Source organism: Saccharicrinis sp. 156 (assembly GCF_050589685.1).
In the GTDB taxonomy this organism is placed as follows: domain Bacteria; phylum Bacteroidota; class Bacteroidia; order Bacteroidales; family Marinilabiliaceae; genus Saccharicrinis.
The window spans coordinates 36,516-60,809 of the sequence record NZ_JBNGOS010000009.1 but is presented as its reverse complement, the minus strand read 5'-3'; the positions used below and the strand labels follow the sequence as shown (position 1 = coordinate 60,809).

Genomic DNA, 24,294 nt, shown 5'->3' with positions numbered 1-24,294 from the left:
ATTTATCCGTTCGATAAACCAGTATCAAATAATCTTCATTTTAATAGCCAAGGAAACTCCAGGGCAGGTATTCCAATATCATATCCGCATTTCCGGTTTGGGGTTCTTTCATCAACTAAAACTCGTAACCCCTGAACACAGAACCCTTTAATTCCTCCCAAGTAATGGCATGCGATAGTTCATAACCACAGATTAAATTTCTACCACCCTGGAGACTACAATTTTCACAGGTCCCAACAACCCAGAAGGTAAAAGCTCAGAATGTTTATGCCAATGCTTGTACGCTGCAAAAGTTACACGTTCAGTTGGGCGGTCTGTATTATTTAAAAGCCAATCGGGCCATTGCTTCACATTGGGTCCTTTACGTTTATAATCTAAAGGCATTTGCTCATCACCAATCAAACGGTTTGGCCACAGGTTGGTAATTCTCACTTCCAGGGTATTTGTGCTTTCTTGCAAGTAATCATCCAAATTCAATCTGAAAGGCGCTTTCCATAAAATCCCTAGATTGTGTCCGTTTACAATAACTTCAGCAAGTTCTTTCACACTCCCCAAGTCTAACTGTAAAGAAAAATACTCTTTAAGAAATTTAGAAGAAACCTCAAACTGCTTTTTATAAGTGGCTGTACCCGAGAAATAACGAATAGCATCATTGCCTGATATTGACCACGAGCTTAATTGATCGAAGGTAACATCTAAAGATGCATCCTCTTTTACAGGAAAACTCACATTCCAATCCCCTGTTAACTCCATGGGTTCAGGAACTGATTTCACCTTTACTTTTTTTGTTTTATCTGCAGAAGTACGATAAGTCATTTCCCCTGCATAAGGTGTTACCCAAGAATCGACACCATCCTTATGAATCAATTGAGGTTCTAATGTTGCCTGCGTCAATTTCAAAGTCTCCCCATTAGAAACATGAGCGTATTTCTCCACCCCATTGGTAGCATAGGTCAGGTACAAAGCTTTCTTAGTTCTAATATCTTTTCCTTCGGCAAAACTGTCGTTTACCGGAATTTCATAAACTCCAGATGCCAACATCGATTTTACTTTCTCTGTAACGTCATAAACCGGATTGTTTGGTGGAATACCGCTGATTCCGCGTTCAAATTTACCAAATACAGCTTTCAGAATTTCGAGTTCTCCTTTATCAGAAGTAGCAATCTCTAACCATTCTTTCTCCATGGCATTCTTTTTCAAAAGGACATCGCCAATTTTATATTCTATACGTAATTCCTTGTGGTAACCTGGTGCCGGGTCGCAATTGCAAAGACTACGGGTGGCTTGAATATTCAGGCTGTTATTTTGGACTTTATTTTTGATCACTTCTGTTATATCCACCAAACCACTAGGCAAGAATGTACCATATTCTGCTTTTATGATTTCTAAACTGGGCAATAGTTTTGATGCAGGCTTTTTAAGGGTCATTGAAGCACTTACCATATGTTTTTCTGACGAAACGGGATTTCTAAAAAGTACAAAAACAGAGCCTTCAGAAGCAAAAGGGATGCTTACAGTGGTTGTGCCATCACCATTATCCTGCCAAACAACAGCCTTGGTCATCTCACCTGTCTCCGCATTCCAAAGCTCTGGCTGTAAGCCTGACACACGAAATCGACAGCCTAGCTCACGGCTTTCTTTGCGTGAGTTGACCACAAAATAAATATCAGCATCCTCGGTCTTACGGTGGATATAATCCATGGATTCACGGCTTCCTTTTTCTATTGTAAAATCAGGAGGTATTGTGCCATTTTGCAATACCTCTACGATAGAGTTCTCTTTGATCAGTCCTTTAGTCCAAAGTTTATATGCTAAGGCTGCTACGTTTTCATCGCAAGCGGGATAGCTATTCATGCTTGGTGATTTTTGTGGTTTTGATGCAAGTATGGTTGCTCCTTCATTGGCCAATTTTTCTATTATTTCAAGCGTCTGAGGTGTCATCCAGGATGTTGAAGGAAGTACCAGGGCTTGGTACTTGTCGCCAAGCGGTGTACATATCAATCCTTCGCTGACAGTTAATGACCTTATTGTATTTGAACCAACCAGATCATAATCATAACCCAAAGCTTTAATTTCGGGCATCAATAAGGCGTCGTTAGGTGATGCCTCGCCTGTAAATACCAATACATCGGCTACGGATGTACCTTGTTGTAACAAGTACTGACCGCGAGCTACATAATCGACAAAGGGTTTGCTTTGATTCCACCAGGTATTCAAACGGTTAAAGTCAATACCAAAAGGACCTAAGGTTAAACCAGGCGCCACATCCCAAGGCTGGTGCACATAACAGTGAAATACAAAACGGTTGATACCTTGCGCCCAAGCCAGGTCTCCCATCGCTTTCAATGCACCGGGATGTTGCTGCCATCCACCCATATCGGTAAAGGCCTCAGCTTCGGCAATAGGGCTCCCATTTAATTTGGCGATGGATGCGACAAATTTTGGCGAATCGAAAAAAGCCAGATGTCCACTCCAAAACTCAGACAAAACGGCATCTGCCGTAGCGCCAACTTGCATATTATCAAAGGGCCCCCAATAAGGTTCTGTGGAAAACTGCATCCCATGTTGATGACAAAGTTCTGCAAAATAACCATAATAATGTTCAGCCATTAAATCGCCAATGGTACGACGAAAATCCCATAAGAAACGTTCTGTTTCTTCTCCACTTTCTACATAATAACCTGCTAAGGCTGGTAAAAACAACTCGCAATTGTAAGCACGAAGCCTATTGAACTCACTAGCAAACCCCTGAGTCCAGTTTGTAGTCCCCACTTCATAACTATCAATATGGCATCGTTTAACCACTGAACCAATGAGCGTATCGAGTCTATTCACGATGGGCATGATAGCTCCTTGCCAATATACATCCACAGCCTCGCGACTCATCTTATCACATTCCAGGCCTTGTCCGCCATCAGGTGCCGCAATATTTTTTTTGCCCGTTGGCGTATGACCAAGTCGTAGAATCACCCATTCTCCTGCAGGTGCATTCCATTCTAAGGAACCATCACTAGTCAACTTCGATGTCAAATCAATAATATCTGATTTTTTTACGACTGCCGAAGCAGGCACTGATTTATCGTCTGGCCCCAAATGATTACGTACTTTGCCCGACAGGCTTTTGATATCCAAATCATTGATGCGTTCTTCGCTTTGTGGCTTTGGAAAGGCTAGTACCGCAATGTCTTTGTAGTAGCCAAGGTTTGTTTCCGGTTGTGCTAGCTGACCATTGAATTCCTGACCACCTAAATGTAGCGTTTCTGAATACACTACTGTCTGCATGGCATATTCTGGCGTAACAATAGGGCTGCCCGATGATGACCAGCCTGCTCCATTATGAAAACTCAATTCAAGTCCCAAACGTTGCGCTTCCAAAGCGGCATAGTTGAAAAGATCGAGCCATTCGGGACTCAAATAAGACACGTATCCTTGGGGTTGCCCCAAACTAGCGTTGAAAATGAGAGCACCTTGAATACCCACATCTTTCATCGCTTCCAAATCGGCAGTAATGCCAATTTTGGTGACGTTGCCATTAATCCAAAACCACATCACAAGGGCTCTTGCCGATGATGGTGGGTTCTGAAAATTATACTCGAGTGACGTGTTTTGAGCTTCTACATTAGATAGAATCAAATTCAGTAGTAAAGCTATAAAGATGGTTTTGCTTAGCAAGCTTTTTAATATTTCCTTCATTATTCGATTATTCATTGTACAGTTTATTTATCATTCACAGTTGATATCGTGACTTCCCCCCAAATACCCGATGGCAAAATACCATGGTTTGGCATTTTTTCAAGGGCGTGTACCAGTTGCCAGGTGTCCCGTTTTTCTACAGTTTTTTTTGTTTGCCATAGCAATTGGTTGACCCAATTATTAGTTACCTTCACCTCTAGGTCGTTGGTGCCTGACTTAGCGGCATACCATTATGACCGCCTCCAATATTCACATCAAAACCGAACTCTAAAGGGTTATGGCTTAAATGCCACTTTCCTGCATGGCAGGTTTGACAGCCATTAACCTGCAAAACCTGTGGCAGAATGGTATGGTTCGAAGGCAGTGTATGTGTGTTTTTTGTAGGAATTAATTTTCTGTCTTCCGATTTTCCTCGTGCGGAAGGACTAACCGTATAAACGCCATGGCGTGGTGTCCATTGCCCTGTCATTAAACAGGCTCTGCTGGGTGCGCAATTCGATGCTGCTGCATAGCCATTTGTAAATACCATACCTAAACCGGACAGATAGTCTATATTAAGTGTTTCGTAGTATTCGCTACCCATAAAACCAACATCTTTCCACCCCATATCATCAATATTTATAATGATGACGTTTGGAACTGCTGAATCTTGTTTATTGGTACAATCACCAAAAAATAGCAATATTAAAAATGAAATTATTGGTATTATTCGTGTCATTTTGTAAATATTTTAAAATAAAAGAAGCCCCTTGCATAGAATATGAGTTATAAATGCTCTTCCCCAATTGTACGATAACGACTGTTGGTGTTTTTCATGTTTAATTTATTGGTACCACCACGCAGTTTTAGCTATAGTTTCTTTGGCGATTGAACTACACCTTTACCATCGACAAAACTCCAATGATCAATACAGTTCTTCTTTTCATCCAAGATATAATCCCATTTTTTAATGTAGTAATCACGCGGTTTAAAATCGTCACCAACAGCTTCGAGTGACATGTTCAGTTTATCATCTAGGATTTTTTGGAGTTCAGCAAACTCAGGATTCCCAACAAGGTTATTCATCTGGTAAGGGTCTTTTATATTATCAAAAAGCCTACTTGGGCCTTCTAAGGTACGTTGGTAGGTATATTGCTTGGTACGTATTAGGCGATATTCAGGCCCTCTGGCATTATCAGCAAAGGGAGCAACTCCCATAACTAAAGCTGCTCGGTCAGCATTGGGGTCAGGATTTTGTATTAATTCAGAGATATCTTCTCTCTCTATCGTTTCGGGAATATCAAGATTGGCTAAGCCTAGTAATGATGGTAAAATATCGGGTGTATTGATGGGGGCATTGACTACAGCGCCTTTATTTTTTCCGATGGATGGATAGCTAATAAGGAAAGGTACTTTAATGGATTCATCCCATCCCACCTGTTTTTTGTAAGGTCTTTCCCCGTGCGACCCCATCATTTCTCCGTGATCAGAGGTGAAAACAAAAATAGTGTTTTCCATCAATTCCAATTCTTTCATTTTATCCAAAATATCACCTATAGCTATGTCTGTAGACGTGCAGTGCCCATAATAGCCTAGTAATTCTTCGCGTGTTTTTTTCTCCAACCTTTTGGGCACATTAGGCGACAGAATCAAATCCTCTTTTGGATACATCGCCATCATCTCCTTAGGAGCAGAATGGTGAGGAAAATGAGGCGTACCAATAGAGATAAAGAGTAAAAAGGGCTTATCGCTTGCTTTGCTCTCGGTCATATAATCATTGGCAGCATTAGCAATGGCATAAGGCGAATAGCCATTATAGTACTTCACCTCAGGGTCATCATTCTCGTAATAGTGTTCATTGGCATAATCATGCGAACACTCGCTACCCAACCAAAAGTCGAAACCTTGGCGTCTTTCCGGTGCCGCATTATTCAACCGTCCGTGACCATCAAGGTGCCACTTGCCCCCAATATGTGCGGTATTATACCCTTGTGCTTTGAATATCTCTGCCATACACAGTTCATCGCTAGGCAAGTAAAGGTCGTTAAAAATCATACCAGTACTTGTAGGGTAACGCCCCGTCATCAGTGCAGCGCGGTGTGGCGTGCACACAGGCGCTACCGACACAGCATTCGCAAAATTCACCGCCTCTTTGGCGAATTCACCCAATCGTGGCGTTTTAACGTTAGGATCGCCGGCATAGCCCAAGGCTTGTGCACGCCATTGGTCGGTAAGTATGTAGACCACGTTGGGTGGGATTGACTCGGTTTTGCTTTTAGAGCTGCAAGCCATCATGATGATAGCTGATAGCAGCATTAGTAGTTTTTGCATGATAATAATTTTAGGGAATTTCTCCTAGTCTTTATTATTGCGCTTGTATCATTATTTATAACTCCTTCAATCGAATATTTCTATACTCCACCTTCATAGGAGGGCCCACATGTACCTGTACACCTATGTATCCATTTATAACTTTGTGAATGCTATCATTATCTGTCACATCACTCATTAAAGTACCATTGATATAGTGCAATAAACGGTTTCCCTTGATGATCAGATGAACCTGATTCCAGTCATTCTTCTTAATTTTTGAGTTTAAAGTCTCGCTTTCGCCTAGCTGACGTAGTACCTCCCGGGTTTGCCAACAATTCTTGTTCACATTGTTACGTATATTTTCAATTACTTCGGGATCTTCAGGTGTGGATAATAGTACCTTCTCCCCCCTATAAGCCAGAGTTGTACGTTTTTTCTCTTCGTAATTCTGACCTGTATATTTATTCTTGCCATCTATGTCACATTGGTAGCCGCGCAAAGCGTAAGGTTTATCTTTTACATAGGTGCTCCGGTAATTGATGCCACTATTTCCCGATTCAGAAATACGATACTCCAATTGTAATTCAAAATCGCTAGGTTGTCCACCTTGCCAAACAATAAAGGTGTTGCTTTTTAAGATAGTTTCAGGAGTAATCGTTCCTTGTATACATCCATTCTCAACGTGCCAATAGGTCGAATCACCTTTCCAATTATCCAGCGTTTGGCCATCAAAGATTTCTACGAATTCTTTATTACTTGGTGTTTGACTAAACACATGACTAATATTCATTAGTGTCACTAACAGAATAAGAAAGCCATATCTTCTTTTATTATTTAACATATCTAAAATCTTAATTACAAACCAATACTATTCTCACCACTCTTCAATTCAATACTCTGACCATTCCAATTGAAAACACCACCCAAGTTATTAGGCACGATGACTTTGCCTCTAATACCGCTCTTTCCCTTTTTCTTAAGATTAAAAGAAATAAAACCATCTCTTAATGGCATTTTCCCTTCAATATAGTCTAACTCACCTAGTGATGGGCGCATCTCGAAACGTTTAAAACCGCTCTCAGTAGGCGCTATACCTGCTATTGAGGCATAATAATAAAACAAAGGCGAAGCACTCCAGGCATGACAATCGGAGCGTGAAGGATCAAATTTTTCGGGAAAAGTTGTGAAGCCATTATCGATCAAATCGCTTAAAACGCTTAATCCGGAAAAATATAAATTGCCTAAGCCCACTTGCTTCAATGCCGCTACTTTGTAAAAATCAAAATAGTAAGAGGCCGGTGCAATCTCTTTGTTATTAACTACGCGTTGCATCAATTCTTTTTGCTTCTCTGCAGGGAACGAATGACTAAGTACCGCTAATATATTGGCGTGCTGACTAAATACATCTTTATCTGGCGTATCGGCGAGTAATTGTTTGTCCTCATCCCAACAATTATCAATAATAGATTGCTGAGTCAAATTTGCCTTTTGCTCCCACTTTTGCCTTAGCCCAGACATACCGTAAGACTCAAAAATGTCCATCGCTTTATGTATGGTATACACATATTGCATCCCAATAACAGATGAGTATTTTTTATCCTCATTTAATGGTGGATAACCCGTCTTCCACTGGTCCACCCAATCCACAAACAACCAGCTTTCCAATTGGCCCAACATCCCATTCTCCTCTACTCGCTCATCGAACCAATTTAGGATGCCAAGCATAGTAGGAATCATCTTTTCGATGAAAGCTTGATCGTTGCAATGCATCATATAGTCATGTACCATAGTGATCCATACCAAAGAAAACGGCGCTATTATTTGCTGCTGACTGCTCGGATAACGCGACTGCGTCAGACCAAAAGGCAACTGAGAATCGTAGTAATCCTGAATCGCATCTTTCCATAGCACGGTATCGCCTGAGGCATAGGCCGTATTGAGTCCTTGTATGCGGGTATCGCCCGTATATTGCAATTGCTCGTAGTAGGGACAATCAAAAAAGACTTCACCCGCACACAAACGTTGGGTGCGCCAAGCCACCTCAAAGATGTCGCTCAAACGAGGGTCGTCACATTTAAAATTTGCTTTCAAATCCAAAGGATAAGCCGTAAACTCACTGTTAAACGCATTTAACGCCAAAGGCTCATCGTCAGTTGTTATTTCTAGTTCCACATAACGAAAACAACGCCACCATAGGGGCTCAAAGAGGCGATCATCACCGCCATCAGGTAGTATGATATCATAATTGCCCCACATCACTTTTCCATCAACCTCATCGCGGTTACCCTTATCAAAGGTAGGCATACCATCCTTTGGAATAAAAAGACTTTCGGCATAAGTGATTTGGATATTACTCTTAGCACCTTTGCTATATTGCAACTGTGGATAAGCATTGGTCAGGTGCCCTTGATCAAGCAATATTTTCACTGTACTATTCGCAGGTATTTCAACTGGAGCATCTCCCGTGATTAAGCCTTCTGCATCAGTTATACCTTCAGACTTTCGTACTTTGGCAAAGCTTTGAGGCTTGGCATCCATCATAGCTATCGAACGCGGATGCAATACACGCGCATCTGTTTTTCCAGTAACGGAATAGTATTTTGTAGGCATCCCATTTTTGCCGGCTTTGGCCTGCTTCCAAGCAATTTCTTTGTCCGATGTTTTCCAATCCCAAGGGTGCAATTCCCCGCTAAACTTTTCGCCTGGACCTGCGACATAAAAGCGTCTCAGGTGTTTTATCATGTAAAATGAATAGGCCTCATCAATAACTACGCGCCACGATTTATCGGTATTAATTTCCTTTTCCTTTGAGGTATTTCCCTGGATAATTAAACCCGTAATATAGCTCATTTGAGCCGTGGGTTTCAAGTCCGCCATATTCCACACTTTAGCTGCGATATGATTCTCCCCCTCTTTAAGATAAGGGGCAATATCTAGGGTCGCAAATTGCCAACGGTTAAGATCGCTACGCGCTGGACCACGCGCCACCACAGTTCCATTAATGTAAAACACGTACCTATTGTCCGCCGAAATATTGATCACGTACTCTTGTGGTACAGCTTCAAGCGAAAGAACTTTCTTAAACAAGTAAACACCCACTTCATCACCTGTAATATTAGGGTGCGTAATCCATTGGGCTTGCCATTCTTCATTTAACCATTGCTCGCTTGGCATTGCTTTATTTACAATGTTTTGAGCCTCACTTTTCTTTTGTGAGAAAGTGCTTATAACTAACAATTGAGAAAGTAGTGTAATTACAATAATTCTTTTCATGTTTATATTTATTTTCATAGGTCAGATAGAAGGGGCATGAAATTTCAATCAACACCAGTTATGCATCAAGTATTCAGAAAGAAAGCTCCATATTATTTGATTTTTATTATCTCTATTTCCTTGGGCGCTTTTATTTCTGATTTTACATTCCCCTTACTGTCCTTTGTGTGTTTAATATGCACTAAGCCATAAGGTGTGGGGTAGGTACCTTCTACCCATTCCAGATCTCCCAAGTGTGGTTCGATTCTTATTTTTTTACAGCCGGGAGCCACTATGTTTACACCAAGTACGTATTGCGACAACCATGCTGTTGGTCCTGATGCCCAGCCATGACAAAAGCTATGCCTGAGGCCTACATAGCAATAATTACCATACGTTCTATGGACATCCACTTTATCATCGGGAACGATCTCGTCAATACGCCCGGCATTATCCATCCAATCAATGTCAAAATCCTCCCAAAACGAGGTGGCTCCTAGATCAAGCATTCCGCCCCAATACTCTCTTATGACATCGATTGCCCCTTGATGGTTACCTGCCATTGCCATGGCATTAAGCACGTAATACCCGTAGAATGTAGAAATGTCTTTAACGCCATCTTTCACCAGCAAATCATCATTGACCTCTTTGGGATCTAAAATGCCTGCCATAGCTAATAATGCACCTGGTGATTTTCTTTTGGGAAACTCGTGCTGGTAGCTTTTCAACTTTTCAGAGACTGCCTTATAGTGTTTGGCTTTCTCTTCGTTCCCGAATGTGAGAGCAATATCTTCTCCTGCATCGAAAGACATGGCCAGCAAAGCCTGCATACCCTTTCTCACTTCAATCTGGTCACTTCTGGTAGGCCAATCCAGGAAACACCTTCCTTCAAAGCTTTCTTTTCCATCACTATCAATATTTTCTTCTAAAACTTCTAATAAGCCATAGATGTATTCTTTGTGTTTTTGCAAATAACCGACATCGCCTGTATTCATGTACCATTGGTGTTGAATAAGCAACCACCACATAGAATAAGAACTAAAATTACCATTCATCCAACCAGGGAGTGGTGTAATTTCTTCCATTAAATCCAAGGATTTAGTGACGACCTCATTTGCGCCAAAAGCAGCAAGAATAGTCATGACTTCGGGGTGCATATCTCCCACCCAAACCAGACGGTCACGTTTGATACCATCCCATAAATATTCTTGCATATTAAGATGAACGGTATAAGCGCCTGTTTGCCATACTTTATTTAGTCGTTCGTCGTTTGATTGAAAAGAACCCAGGTAAGGAATATCACGCATCACAGAAATAGCACTCATTTCCTTTAGTAATAATACTCTGTCTTTATCCAGTAAATCAATTCGAACAAAGCGAAACCCGGTATTACCTACTTCGATTTTACCGCACCAAGGCAACTGTAAGGTCATATCTCTCACTGCATGGTCATTTGTTGCACCATCTTCGCCAACGTCAGACATTGCTTCTGATACCGATTCACCAAAACGAACACGCACTTGAATTGGCTTTTTACCTTTAAACATTCCTGTAACGATCTCCAATCCTCCATGCATCTCTTTTCCAAAATCCAATAGAATAGCAGCCGTACTTTCACCATTATTAAACTCAACAAGATCATTTTTTTTGGTTGTTGCCTGATGCCGTCCTTCTTTTAGGAGTTGTTTTGTATTTTTAACATCACCGGACTGCCACACGATCCGGGTTGGTGTAATGTAGGTGCGTTCAATTTTATATGAATGCTCCTCAGCCTCTGTCTGTTTGGAATATGGTCGATTGCAGCCGATTAGAATACCTAATATTAATACCGTTACAAATATATTTTTCATTTTGAATTGATTGTAATATGAACAAAATTGTGTCAAATATTATATCCCATACTTAGTTATCTTCAGTTAATTCGATTGTATTTCCGATTTGGCATTGGATACCAAACAACTCATTGTTCCTAATTTCCCCATCATTATTTCAGTCATCTCAATTCTATGCTTTTCGATGGCTTTTTCATCATAGAGATTATTCCACTCCTTGGGATCTTTCTGCAAATCATAAAATTCGCCACCCACAATATCAGCTTCGGTATATGTTGAAGCATCTTCTTTTCGGGCAAAACATAAAATCAACTTATGGTTTTGAGTTCTCACCATAAAGGAAGCTTCGTCCTTTCGTTCGTGCAGGGCACAAAATGAAGCTTTACGAGTTGCATTTTTCTCCAAGAGATTCATTCCGGCAGATTTTTCTGGCACTTCAATTCCTGCAGCTTTTAACAAGGTCGGATAAATGTCCACCAGCTCAGCCGGACGAGCATCTTCTTTACCTTTCCAATCTTCGGGCAAAGCAGCTCCGGAGATGATAATTGGAACGCGTACACTGGCATCGTACAAACAATATTTGTTAAATCGGTAATACCGTTCGCCCAACATTTCGCCATGGTCGGAAACGTAAATGATGATTGAGTTTTCGAGCAAGCCTTTTTCTTCCAAAGCCTTCATAGCGCGTCCGAACATATCATCAATCCATGTGCAGTTGGCATAATAACGCATGGTCATTTCTTTCCATTGTTGTTCTGAGGCCTCTTTCCAAAACCCTTCGTACAATTCGCGGCGGTTTACTCCTTCAGCGTGAGGCGAGTTGTCTTTTTCCCATGGAGGTTGTTCGGCATATACCGTTTCGTCCAAATTATAATTATCCTCAAAACCGACCGGAACGTTATGTCCTGCATGTGGTTTTAGAAATGAGAGATACAAAAACAGAGGTCTTTCATCTTGTCTGTTCTTAATGTAATCCAGGCATTTTTCAGTCACCCAGCCATCACGGTGATCGCCTTCGGGAAGCTTGCTGGTTTCGCCGATATAACCCGATGGATCTTCCTCACCAGGCCCGTAACCAATGGTTTCATCCAGGTAACGTTGTTTTTTATCGGGGTCAAGGTCTTTCATCATTACTGCGCCCTCTTCAAAGCATTCTGCTATATATCGTGTTTCAAATCCACGGGTGTTGCAACGCACGCCCCAATGTGTTTTTCCAAAACCGACTGTTTCGTAACCGGCATCCTGAAAAACCTGTGCAAGTGGCTTTGTGGGTAATTTATCATCCGGAATACCACGCGCATTTTGTAATACGCCGGTTTGATTGGCATATAATCCTAACATCATTGAATTTCGACTGGGAACGCACATGGGAGCCTGACAAACCGCCTGGGTAAAACGAACACCATTCTTTGCCAACTTATCCAAAGTTGGCGTTATTATTTCTCCATTTTCTACTCCCAAAGCATCCCAACGGTGTTGGTCGTCCATTAAGAAAATAATGTTGGGGCGCTCGTGTTTCTTTTTATTAACTTTCGATGTGCAGGCGCTAAACAGGATGAAAACCCCCATTAGCAGAATAGCCAAATTTGACTTTCTATAGTTTGGTATAATCATTATTTCGTTATTTTTGTTTTACTCTTTATAAAAAGTTTGAAATTGCATTTAGTTTGTTTTAAACGTACAATACTGTCGGGCTATTTTTTTTCATTATTGTGCTAATTTTTTGACTTTTGTACCAATGCCTCATTATTTGCCATAATGCACAAATAGTAACATTGGATAAAAGCTAAATGACACTTTTTATAAAACGAAAATCAATTGACAAACTGATATTTTCACTGCATAAAATGACACAGAAGAAAAAGCCAATATCAACAAAAATAACTCCGAAAAATGGAAGCTAGCTTTTAAAGTCTGAACTCCCATTTAAAATCTAACTTACCAGACTAAATCACCAGACAGGTACACAAACTAATGTTTCACCCTTTTAAACGCAATACCCATCATTTTGCGTTAATTTACTGTTTATCAATCTTTCAGATTCGGGTATTGGGAACAATGCCTCAAAGGCATCAAATTTGTAATCACCAGTAGTAAATGTAACTCCTCCCCTATCAGTTGTTTGCTCATTTTGCTCTCTGGCACCATGTGCATTCATAAATTCTGCCAACTCAATAGTACTCATAGTTCTTATCAGGTCGTACCAGCGATGATTTTAAAACGCCAATTCAACTCTTCTTTCTTTTAGTACTGCTACACGGAAAGAATCTTTGTTAAGACCACTTAATGGAGCAAGTCCGGCTCTTAAGCGTAATGAATTGACATATTCATAACTTTCGGCGTTAGGACCAGACTCTTCATTTATAGCTTCTGCCAACATTAACAGCACATCAGCTTAACGAATTGCCACCACTGTCAGTCCAACCCGTCACGGAGCCCAGGGTAAGTGGAATTCCCAAACGCTCAAATTCCTTAACGGCATGAACAAAATTATTCTGCTACTCATCACTAAGAAGTTTCACAGGCCCTAGGTACAACCCCGTTTACTTCGAGAAAAAGTTTGTAGCCAATTCCTGCTTTTTTCATGGATTCCGGGTCGGTAGTCATTTCCTGTTTATCCTGATAACCTTCCATAAAATACCAGTAAATGCCGGGCTCTGCAGAACTTAAAGGTTGCTCGAAATAAGCTCACATCATATTGTACTAACGGTTTTGTTTGACACACAAAGCATAAACAAAGCGCACACCGATAAAAATTCCAAAATTAAATCTTTTCATAAAAGTAAATCCGTTTATATCGGTTTCGGTTTTATTGGCCAACCAAGCTATTGTTTGGTACGAAATGATATTCCACAGTTCACTTTTACATTTAGAAATACCATCCTTGTTAATGTTGGAAGAAGATCAAAATTGATGGGTATAAAAACCGTTGAGTATATCCTCAACGGTTTTTGTAATTTTTAAACTATTAAACTATTTCAATTCCAAAAATTTATTCTGCTTTTAACGTTCACAACCTGTTTATCTGTATCCATTATTTGTAGGATCAGATTCCAATAAGACAGGATTTGTTTGCAACTCCTGCAACGGTATCGGCAGCAGGACATGATGAGGCTTAATATTCAAATTAGGTGTCCAAAAACGATATTCCAGATTTTGAACTACATCCAATAAAATGCCCCATCTGATCAGGTCATATCTTCTCATACATTCTCCGGCTAACTCCCATTTACGCTCATCGTAAATTGCTTCTCTAAACTCTTGTTGAGACAGACCAGATAATTTCCACTCGGGCTCGGTGGCATAAGCTCTTTTCCGAATCGGTTCGATATACTGATAAGCATTGGCAGGACCATTTGCTTCGTTTTCACACTCAGCAGCCATCAAATAAACATCGGCCAAACGGAATACCAACCTGTTATCGGAGTGGTTAAAACGAGGAGAAGTCTCCAAATCCAGGTTCATGAATTTTAGCATATAGGGATAATTTAGTTCGTAACCTAAATAACTATCCATTATATTCAAAGGTCTTCTCAAATCATTCAACGGGAATTTTTCAGCAAAATCCTTTGAAGCAACTTGCAGTCCGGTACCATTAAAAGATTCTCCCCTTGCGGTAAGCGCTGCAGACAATGCAGCCCTGTCTACTGAATTTTTAGGTTCATCCCTCAACCGGGGATTAAACAGACTTGGTCTCCAGTTTCCATTCCCTGGTAATACAGGGACGCCAACTTCAAACTGCCCAACAATGTCTTTTGCAAAATCCAATGACCAGATAATCTCATCGTTATATTCATTTTCAGGATCAAAAACCTCATCATAAGTGGGCAGCAATTGATGTGAAGATTGGTTTATAATCTCAAGACATTTACTTAGGCCTTTTTGCCATTCATGTTCTTGCATATAAATCTTTGCCATAATCATTGCAGCACACCATTTTGATGCTCGTCCTCTCTGTGATTCAGTAATTTGGTTTCTTCGGGGCATGTTATCCTGCGCGTATTGCAAATCCTGCATAATACCGTCCAAAATAATTTGCTTATCGGATCTACCTAAAACTTTAATTTCATTGATAGTTAAGGCCTCTATGTAATAAGGCGCATCGCCCCACAGGTTTGTAATATGCCAGTAACACAACGAACGCAGGAACAAAACCTCGGCCTTGATATCGGTTTGTACAGCCTCTGTAAGAGCATCGTTCCCTTCGATCCGATCTAAAATCACATTTGCATTGAGAATTATTTTATAAAGATCCTTCCAGCTGTCAGAAACACTCATTTTTTGAATAGACCGATCTGCAACAGCCTCATCTATTACATAATTTCCAATTGGTGCTACGAAATCAGCGATACGGTTGGGCTCAATAATATCCGCTCCGTTATCATAAAAATGATCCAGTCCCACCTGTCCATATAGTGAGTTATTCTTTAATATCGCATAAATACCGGTTACAGCTTGTCGTGCATCAGCTTCTGAACTAAAGAAGTTTTCGGGGGCAATAATATCTCTTGGTACTTCTTCCAGGAAACTTTCACATCCTGCAAATGCAAAAAGCATCAATAAAGAATATATATATAGTTTCTTTTTCATCTCATTAAAATTATTTGTTCATATATGGTATTCCATGGAACACGCCAATCATGCTTCCCCTCCCGCTAGGCGGGACAAGATTCTGCTAGGGCAGAACAAGTTGTGTGAGGAGCTACACTCATGGCTCGTTTCATATCTACATTTTTTTATTTGCACAATTCTTAAAAAGTTACATTTACACCCAGTGTCAGCACCTTGGCGGCGGGGTATTCTCCACTTGAAAAACCCTGAGCAATATTTCCCACGCCATCTTTTCCGTATTTACTTGTTTCCGGATCTATTAATCTGAACTTAGATTTCAGGAACAGGTTTGTACCGGAAGCGTAAACCGACATCCTTTCCACTCCACTCCAACCTAACTTACGAACCGGTAGATTATAGTTCAATCGCACCGTTTTTAAACGGAGATGTGAGCCATCCTCTACAAACAACGAGTTACTAACAATTTGGGTAACGGCATCTGCTCCAGCTCTTGGAATATCCGAAGTTGGGTTATCTGGTGTCCACCTGTTTGCTAAATCAATGTATTTAGGCGCTTCACCACGTGTAAGCAAGCTATTTTGGCTTCTTAAGTTATATACTTCGTTACCAAGAGTCCCCTGAAAGAAGAAATTCAAATCAAAATTCTTGTAGGTAATTGAATTATCAAAACCAAAAACCAAGTCAGCCTGCGGGCTACCGAGCACGACATAATCCTCTGTAGATATTATTCCGTCTTTGTTTTTGTCCTCAAAACGAGGACCTCCAACTACCTGAGAAGCAGGGTTTAATCCGGAAGCGTCAATTTCGTCCTGGCTCTTCCATGTTCCCAGGTAACGGACACCTGTAAACACGGGTGTTGGTTCACCTACAATGATACGGGTATTGCCTGATCCTAAAATTTCATCTACGACAACATCAATATACTCCTGTCCCCCAAGATCTAAAACTTTATTTTTATTGGCTGACAATGTCAAGGTTGATTTCCAACTAAAATCCTTATTACTAACATTAATGGTTTTCATAATAAACTCCCAACCTTTGTTTTCCAGCGAACCTATATTCTGCAGCTGCCCTGTAAATCCCGTCTGACGAGGAACAACAACTTCTAATAATAAGTCATTGGTTTCCTTACGATAGTAGTTTAGCTCTGTGAAAATACGTCCACCAAAAAACGTTGCTTCCACTGCTAAATCGAGCTGATTGGTAGTTTCCCATTTCAAAGCTGGGTTTGCTGGCCGTCCTAAAGTTACGCCCGGGTTTTGACTGCCACCAAAGGTTGTACTGGCTGCAGTCATCAGTGCTAAAGTTCTGTACGAATCAATACCCTGACTACCTGAACGTCCATAACTAGCTCTTAGCTTAAGATTATCGACGAAATTTACGTCCTGCATGAATTCTTCTTCCGACACCCTCCATGCACCAGCTATAGAAGGATAAAACTCGAATTTATTACCTGGGGCAAAGCGTGACGAACCATCAGATCGACCAACCAAAGTCAATAAATACTTATCCTTGTATGAATAGTTTAAACGGCCAAAAAAGGAAACAATCTGAAATGCATCGTAATCGCTTCCGATGATATTCCGCGTTGGATCAGATCCAAGGGCCAGATTATTAAACTTTGTTGCGTCAGATGTGATACCATAGGCTTCAGCAAACACACTTTCTGCACTAAATTTCTGAAATGAAGCACCCGCCAGCGCTGTAATGCGGTGGTTCTCTCCTAAATCCGTTTGGTATTGAGCGGTATTTTCGTTATTCCATCCCATACTTGACAGGGCTCTCACCTCTGCGCTACCGGTATCACCTACCTCCAATAAGTCTGGCTGCTGACTGGAATTAAAAACATTCGTTTTGGTATTATTTATTTCCGGACTAAACGTAGAACGAATGACCCATTTTTCAGTTGGCCTAAATTCCAAATAAGCAGTTGTCAGAAAATTATTTGTGTAGGTTTCGTTTGTATTTAATGCCGCTTTGGCCACCGGGTTTGAGAAAGGTGAGCCAATTACCTCATTAAAACCATTGTAGGTCCCATCTTCATTATAAATTGGTTGGGTTGGCAAAATACCTCCAATCAAATTGGTGTATCCAAATGATCCATTGTCCTGATGGATTCTGGAATAATTAAGACGGAAACCCGCGCTTAATTTTTCACTTAATTTAATATCGAGATTGGATCTGAAGATATATTTCTCAATTCCGGTGCTTTTAATCAATCCATCCTGTTCGAAATAGTTTAGCGAAGTATAATATTTTACATTTCCATTCTCTGATGAACCTGCAATTGAAAGATCGGCATTATAAATAGGAGATGGATCCAATAGCAAGTGAAACCAATCGTTATCCGGGTAGGTTGAAGGATCATTCGGGAATGGCACCGATGCTGATCTGAACAGTGCGTCTTCATTCGTATATGCTATTTGTTGCACCTGGCTCAAATATTTAGGTCGTTCGGGAACCAGTTGTGTACCTGCATAAACACCCAAATTTATCTGTGGTTTACCTCCGGTAGCACCACCACTCTTGGTGTTAACCAATACAACTCCATTGGCTCCCCTCGAGCCATAAATGGCAATTGACGAGGCATCTTTAAGGATTTCGATCGATTTAATGTCGTTCGCGTTTAGGTTGTTAAGGTTGAAATCCTGACCAACTATAATTCCATCAATAACCCACAATGGTTCGTTGGTTCCCTGAATTGAGTTACCACCACGTACCCTGATAACTGTACCTGCTCCTGGCGCACCACTTGTTTGGGTAATTTGCACACCTGCAGCCCTACCTTGCAACGCCTGGTCAACACGTGCAACAGGATTACGTTCAAGAGCTTTTGCATCAACAGTTGAAACAGCACCTGTAAGATCTGATTTTCTTACCGCTCCATACCCAATAGCCACAACCTCATCTAGGCCAATGGCATCAGCTGCCATGGTAACGTTAATCACGGTTTGGCTACCAACGGTTATTTCCTGGGATACCATCCCTACAAAGGAAAACACCAACACATCACCAGCTTTAATATTAAGTATCTGAAAGTTGCCGTCGATGTCGGTAATTGTTCCTTGGGTAGTACCTTTTAATACCACCGTAACTCCTGGTAGTGGCTGACCGGCATTGTCGTTTACTGTTCCTGTAACGGATTTTTGTTGTTGGAAAACGGACTCTGGGTTTGTGTTGCTAACTGAATAGCCATCGGCAGCAAATGAAATCATGCTCATCGCTAACAGGATGAATAATACATTCGTTACTTTAACTGTTTTGTTCCATGGATCATTCTGTATCCATGAATAAATGATTTTCTTTTTTTTCATAAATTTGAATTTAATTAAGATTAAAAGTATTAGTTACACTTCTATTCTGGAGGAAATGGTAGAACAGTTCCTCTCTTTCTTTAACAGTCTCATCACATAGGCTTTATATTAATCAACAATTTTATTATTCTTGCTTTATTCCTTATTTCTATGTCAGCAAATTTTAACCACTTTTATTTGCATTAAATGCCCTAACTTTTCAATCTTATCAGCAATATGTCCAACGCCGATGGCACAATGGTGGGCAGGGCCTTGTTTCGACCATTGATTCATAAACGCTTTTGCGCCAATCGAAAAACGGTAACGACTGTTTGTATTTCCAATTTGCAGGATAGGACCTTTAACTGACTCTCCTTCAGCCACCAATAAAAACACTTTGTCTTTCCCTTCAACCACCGAAAGAATGGTAACAGGGCCATGTTTCACGGTCATCTGTATCGATAACCCTTTACCCGGCTTTCCATGATAAATGGGAAGCGGAACTAGTTGCACGTTTCCTTGGGCAATGGCAAAATGAGCTGGGCCATCATGACCCAACATTACAATGTCGTCGTTAAAATCCATGGCATAGAATTCTGAAAATGATCCACCAACGCCAAACAAGTCCATAATTTTCATGGCCTGTGCATTTTTCACTTCGCATTCCCCTGCCACCGGAACATTTTTACCGGTAAGTAAAGTATTTCCAGCAATAACCGAGGTTACAATGTTCTCGTAATCGTTGCCAGCTTCGCCTTCGTAGTAATAAGCCATCGAACCCAGGTTGTGCGCTTCAACCAATTTATCGAGCGCCACCGAAGTACGAGCAGCGCGCTCAATCTCGTCCTGTTCGCAGGCATCAACTACTTCGAAAGTACTTTTGAATTCAGTGATTTTGGCTTCAACCTCGTCATAAGTTGCAGCATCGCGGTGTTTTTTCACCTCACACATTTCAACCAACTCAATGTGGGTACCAAATGCAGCCGCTTGTTTAGTGAGGTCGGTATATACATCCAACATACCACAGTAATAATGCCCCAATACGCCCAAACGATTTGTGCGGATGGCGGCAGCAACATTTGCAGCTTCAATCCACGATTGCATTTCATCCCAAACAGCCTCCTCGCCCAGATAGCCGGTTATAAACTCGTAGCCAATTCCGGCACGATTAAACACATTTGCCAACTCGGGCGCAGAGCATGCCTGACAATGCGCTAACCATTCTCCGGTCATTACGCCACGGTCACCCAGTTTGTTAAATCTTTCGTAATCGATGGCTGCAACCGGTTGTATGTTTAAAATGATAATTGGGCATTTCAACTTTTGTGCTACGGGCAATACCGTTGACGACAAGGCATAGGTCGAAACATATAGAAATACAACATCTACATCGCTAGTCTTTAAGAAATCTCCAGCTAACTGTGCTTTTTCAGGTGAGTCGACCAAGCCTGCATCAACCACCTCGGCACCAAATTCCATCATTTTACCGGCAATTTGATTTTGGTAGCCTTTTAACCGTTCTAATAATCCATCGAATTGATCCCAGTATGTATCCAGACCAATTCCGAACAATCCTATTTTTGACATTTATATTTTATTTTGGATTTGTATTTCTAATTATCAACATTCATGATTCGCACTGGCCCCAGTAATCCGGAAGAAAGCGGTTCTGTATAGTGAAAAGCACTCATCGACAGTTTTGTAGTGAATGTGTACCTACCTGTACGATATTCCTGTCCGCCCAATAATCCGTTATTGAACTTAATGGTTCTCACATTGGCATCGGGTTCTTGTCGGTCGCCCAACAAACGATTCACCCAACGGTTGGCCACCTCTATCTCCAATTCGTTCGTTCCATGTTGTAAAGCCTTTGAAATATCGATACGCCATGGGGCACACCAAACTACGCCCAGGTCTTTCCCATTCAATTTAACACGGGCAATATCGTTGACTACGCCAAGATCGATGTAGCTTACATTATCAGGCACATTATCCATCTCAAAGGTCTGTTTATAGGTCGCAATGCCTGAATAATATTTGATGCCGCGCATATTGTGTGTCGTCCAATCCTGAAGTTTATCGAAAACAATATTTTCAGGACCTCCAAATTTTGAATTGAAGGAAACATCCCAGGCACCTTCTAGCGTTTTAAGCTCAGTAAAAGCAGGGAAATTGCCAGCATTTTTAGTTGAAACTGATGGCTCGGCTTTGCCTGAGAAAGTAATAAAGAAGCTTTCGTGCGGGAAGAATTCCATTGGAATGCTAGTTAAACCGTTTTCAACCGTATAATTGGTCAACTTTCTGGTTTCTCCCGTGGTTCCTATCCATAATTCAGGCTGACCAGTTGCACGGAAAGTACAAACCGTTTTCTGAAAGTCCTTTGTTCTATTGGCAATAAAATAAATATCCTTGTCGGCGGTTTGACGATGTCCAAACCGAATGCTATTGTTATCCGATTTAAAATCTTCTGCAATATTTAATTTTGTTAAGAGTTCAGCAGTACTTTTATAGGTTGGGTAAAGTTCTTCCGAGACCAGATTTCCTCCCCAAAAAACAAAACCTTCTCCAAAACTTATTTCGCTAAATGTGTTGGGAGTTTGAAGTGCGCCCCAAAGTTTTTCGGCCAGGTTTTTCACTTCAATATCGCAAGCCGGATAATTAACCAAACTTGGGGATTTAAGAGGCGGCGCACCAACTACTTTAGCCCCTTTTTCGACCAAGGAGATAATCTTTTTTAACAAGTCAGGCGTCATGGTTTCAAAATTTGGCAAAACCATAAGCTCGTAAGAAGTGGCACCCGGAAAAACAATTTTTCCACTTTCAACCCTTGCCCATTCCATGAGCATTTTGGGTGAACAGCCATCAAATCCGTAGTTTTTTTTATCCGGTATCATATTATTTTCCACCAATGCATCGGCCGGAGGGGTAAAAATCATAGGTGCACCTTCGGGCGTTAAATAAAGAATATCGGCCACTGCCTGCCCTTGTTGCATCATATGCGAACAACGACTGATATAATCGTGGTAGGCACCCACCATTGGCCACCAGGTTTGCCCACGGTCCCAATGCACGCCGTATCGTCCCATGGTCATTCCGGGGCGGTGTTCTTCACCCAGTGGTTTGTGGGCAAAAGTGTGGTAAACAAATCGGTTAATTCCGTGCGCCAATGCCCAGTCGCTTTGGTTTTTCATATTCCCGGGAAAAAGGCTCCATGCTTCCTTTGGTTGTGAGGTAAATACCTCAGCTCCAACCACAGGATGTCCTTTGATGTGTGCTATTGAAGAGGCCTGCAATACTGCATAAATGGTATGAAATCCAAAACCATTGCTCCAAAACTCAGCCATTATTACATCAGCAATGGCACCTAAATCCAAATCGCCTGCCGGGTTCATATCGTAAGGTTCGATGGTTAGTTCTAGCCCATTTTTATGCGCATACTCTTTCCCGTATTCCACATGATATTCTAGCACCAATTCTTTGCATGTTTGGCGTAAGTCCCATAAAAAGCGTTCGGTAAGTTCTACGCTGTTAATGGCGCGTCCGGTATATGCCAAAAAATAAGGTTCGGGATCGTAGCCCCTCCGCTTCTTAAACTCCTCAACAATTCCATCGGTCCAGTTTTGAGCACCGCTTTCCCAACTATCCATGTGAAAACCAGTCCACCCAACACCTTCTTTACGCGGTGTGGTTTTTTTAAGCAGGATATCGGTATAATTTCTCAGGTGATTTCGGAATGCAGAGGTATCCATTTTATTGCTTTCCAAACCAAGTGCAGGTTCAGGTGCAGGACGCGTTCCTGCCCCTGTTACTCTTTTACCCATGCGTATGATGGTCCATTTGCCCTTTGGTGCATCCCATGCAAAATGTCCGTTAGCTTTTAAAAATTGGCTTACGTTTAACATTTGAGAAGAAGCAAGTATTTTCTTTCTTTCTGGCTCATCATAACTAGATAAAGCAGGTAAATATGGCTTTACATTTGGTTTTGAAGAATAGGGATCTCTTTCAAACAGCGCTTTTTCATTAATAGCTTCGATCACCGGAACCGCTGTTTTTGGAATGGCATAAACCGCTACATCTTCATAATATGAATCTTTGGTTTTATGCCAGGTGGTACTGCGTTGTTTCGGTTTGGGAAGTTTTACTTCTATTTGTTTTCCTCCAATCACTTCGGTTTCGCTAAATACCAAATGCTTCATCGATTCATCGGGCTTAACCCACGGACCACCACTGCCACACCAACCGGGACCGGCACCCAACAAAATTTTAATCCCAAGACGTTCAGCCTCTCTCACAGCATGTACATATAAATCCTGCCATTCCTCACTCATAAAGTCGACCGAGCCGCGTGGTACACCAATCCCTACTTCCAAAAAAATAAGGTGGCTTATTCCTGCTTCCTTCATCGACTCCAGGTCATTTGTCATCTCTTTGCGCGACAAATTCCCATCCATAAAATACCAGTACACCCCTGGTTTTGCAGCATCGGGTGGATTGAAAAAAGTTTGTTTTAATGAATTATCCCCTTGATATTGACTACATGCTGAAAAAAGCACAACTGCCAAACAAACACTTAAAACAAATTGCATCGTTATAAAACTATCTTCTTTAGCTTTATTCATGACCATGGTTTTATTTAACTTATTTATTATTTATATAATATCAATAAAAGCACATTTTAACTTAAAAAAGAAGTGTTAGCATTGAACAACCAACATTCTTTTTTTCTTGTTGAGAATATTATTTAGATCACAAACTCCCTTTTTATGAAAACATTAATCTTTGCTTTCTGAATTTACGGATATGAAGTTCATTAAAAATTACACCATTTAATATTGACAATCTGATATTTTTATTATATGAAATGACATGGGTTTGTAGGATAATCACCGGAAGTACTTAATATCATTTGAACACGACATGAAGTGGGATTTCTGTGTCAACAGCTTAGGAAGTGCAAAAATCAATAAGGGTGATTCTAATCTTATCAAAGGTCATCCGGGGAGCTATATGTTTGCGTGGGAAAAAGTGTGCGTGCTAAAAGAACTTCAGTTTGTTCCATTTACCGAAAGTGGAGGTGTTTTTGAGACGAAGAAAACCGATAAAAAGAGAATTTTAAACGAGGATGGTTTTATACTTATTTATGGGGTTTAGCACAGATATAAACCCCACAAAAAGACAGGTTGAGCTGAACGTTAGGTTGGTTTTTACTTCTATCAATTATCTCAATCGAATCAGTTGATTTAATGATTTTAAGCTACCTGATGTAACTCTTCAAAAATTCCAATCATTGACTTCGCCGATCTTGTGATGCTCCTGTACTTAAAATGAATATCTACTTTACTGAAGAATAATTTTCCTGA

The 24,294-nt window shown here is 40.9% G+C and carries 13 protein-coding genes and 1 pseudogene; 1 reads left to right on the top strand and 13 read right to left on the bottom strand.

From position 1 onward, the window contains the following. Positions 1-192: 192 nt before the first annotated feature. From ACRD64_RS07180 to ACRD64_RS07120, 13 genes and pseudogenes are all read right to left on the bottom strand, one after another. Positions 193-3,708: a glycosyl hydrolase gene (locus ACRD64_RS07180; protein WP_430932596.1), complete on the bottom strand. Its 3,516-nt coding sequence runs from the start codon at positions 3,706-3,708 to the stop codon at positions 193-195. 181 nt (positions 3,709-3,889) lie between these two features. Next, the gene (locus ACRD64_RS07175; RefSeq protein ID WP_430932595.1) at positions 3,890-4,411 is read right to left on the bottom strand and encodes a sulfatase-like hydrolase/transferase; all 522 of its coding nucleotides are present in this window, start codon (positions 4,409-4,411) and stop codon (positions 3,890-3,892) included. Between the two features lie 131 nt (positions 4,412-4,542). Continuing rightward, on the bottom strand, positions 4,543-6,003 hold the full coding sequence (locus ACRD64_RS07170) for a sulfatase family protein (protein WP_430932594.1): 1,461 nt from the start codon (positions 6,001-6,003) through the stop codon (positions 4,543-4,545). Between the two features lie 55 nt (positions 6,004-6,058). Next, on the bottom strand, positions 6,059-6,826 hold the full coding sequence (locus tag ACRD64_RS07165) for a 3-keto-disaccharide hydrolase (RefSeq protein WP_430932593.1): 768 nt from the start codon (positions 6,824-6,826) through the stop codon (positions 6,059-6,061). 14 nt (positions 6,827-6,840) lie between these two features. Then, positions 6,841-9,258: a hypothetical protein gene (locus tag ACRD64_RS07160; RefSeq protein WP_430932592.1), complete on the bottom strand. Its 2,418-nt coding sequence runs from the start codon at positions 9,256-9,258 to the stop codon at positions 6,841-6,843. Positions 9,259-9,350: 92 nt separating this feature from the next. Further along, on the bottom strand, positions 9,351-11,087 hold the full coding sequence (locus ACRD64_RS07155; RefSeq protein WP_430932591.1) for an alpha-L-rhamnosidase C-terminal domain-containing protein: 1,737 nt from the start codon (positions 11,085-11,087) through the stop codon (positions 9,351-9,353). Positions 11,088-11,153: 66 nt separating this feature from the next. Continuing rightward, positions 11,154-12,683: a sulfatase family protein gene (locus tag ACRD64_RS07150; RefSeq protein ID WP_430932590.1), complete on the bottom strand. Its 1,530-nt coding sequence runs from the start codon at positions 12,681-12,683 to the stop codon at positions 11,154-11,156. A 373-nt stretch (positions 12,684-13,056) separates the two neighbouring features. Next, positions 13,057-13,458 (bottom strand): annotated as a pseudogene (locus ACRD64_RS07145) (RagB/SusD family nutrient uptake outer membrane protein). 119 nt (positions 13,459-13,577) lie between these two features. Further along, on the bottom strand, positions 13,578-13,703 hold the full coding sequence (locus ACRD64_RS07140; RefSeq protein WP_430932589.1) for a hypothetical protein: 126 nt from the start codon (positions 13,701-13,703) through the stop codon (positions 13,578-13,580). 387 nt (positions 13,704-14,090) lie between these two features. Then, positions 14,091-15,659, bottom strand: a complete 1,569-nt coding sequence (locus ACRD64_RS07135; protein ID WP_430932588.1) for a RagB/SusD family nutrient uptake outer membrane protein — start codon at positions 15,657-15,659, stop codon at positions 14,091-14,093. A gap of 161 nt (positions 15,660-15,820) precedes the next feature. Next, entirely contained in the window at positions 15,821-18,955 is a 3,135-nt protein-coding gene (locus ACRD64_RS07130; RefSeq protein ID WP_430932587.1) for a SusC/RagA family TonB-linked outer membrane protein, read from the bottom strand. Positions 18,956-19,108: 153 nt separating this feature from the next. Beyond that, entirely contained in the window at positions 19,109-20,521 is a 1,413-nt protein-coding gene (locus tag ACRD64_RS07125; RefSeq protein WP_430932586.1) for a hypothetical protein, read from the bottom strand. A gap of 26 nt (positions 20,522-20,547) precedes the next feature. Next, positions 20,548-23,553 carry a glycosyl hydrolase gene (locus ACRD64_RS07120; protein WP_430932585.1) on the bottom strand — a complete coding sequence of 1,002 codons (3,006 nt, stop codon included), beginning with the start codon at positions 23,551-23,553 and terminating at the stop codon, positions 20,548-20,550. A 298-nt stretch (positions 23,554-23,851) separates the two neighbouring features. On the opposite strand from ACRD64_RS07120, the gene ACRD64_RS07115 reads away from it, so the two are divergent. After that, on the top strand, positions 23,852-24,085 hold the full coding sequence (locus ACRD64_RS07115) for a hypothetical protein (RefSeq protein WP_430932584.1): 234 nt from the start codon (positions 23,852-23,854) through the stop codon (positions 24,083-24,085). The last annotated feature ends 209 nt before the right edge of the window (positions 24,086-24,294 follow it).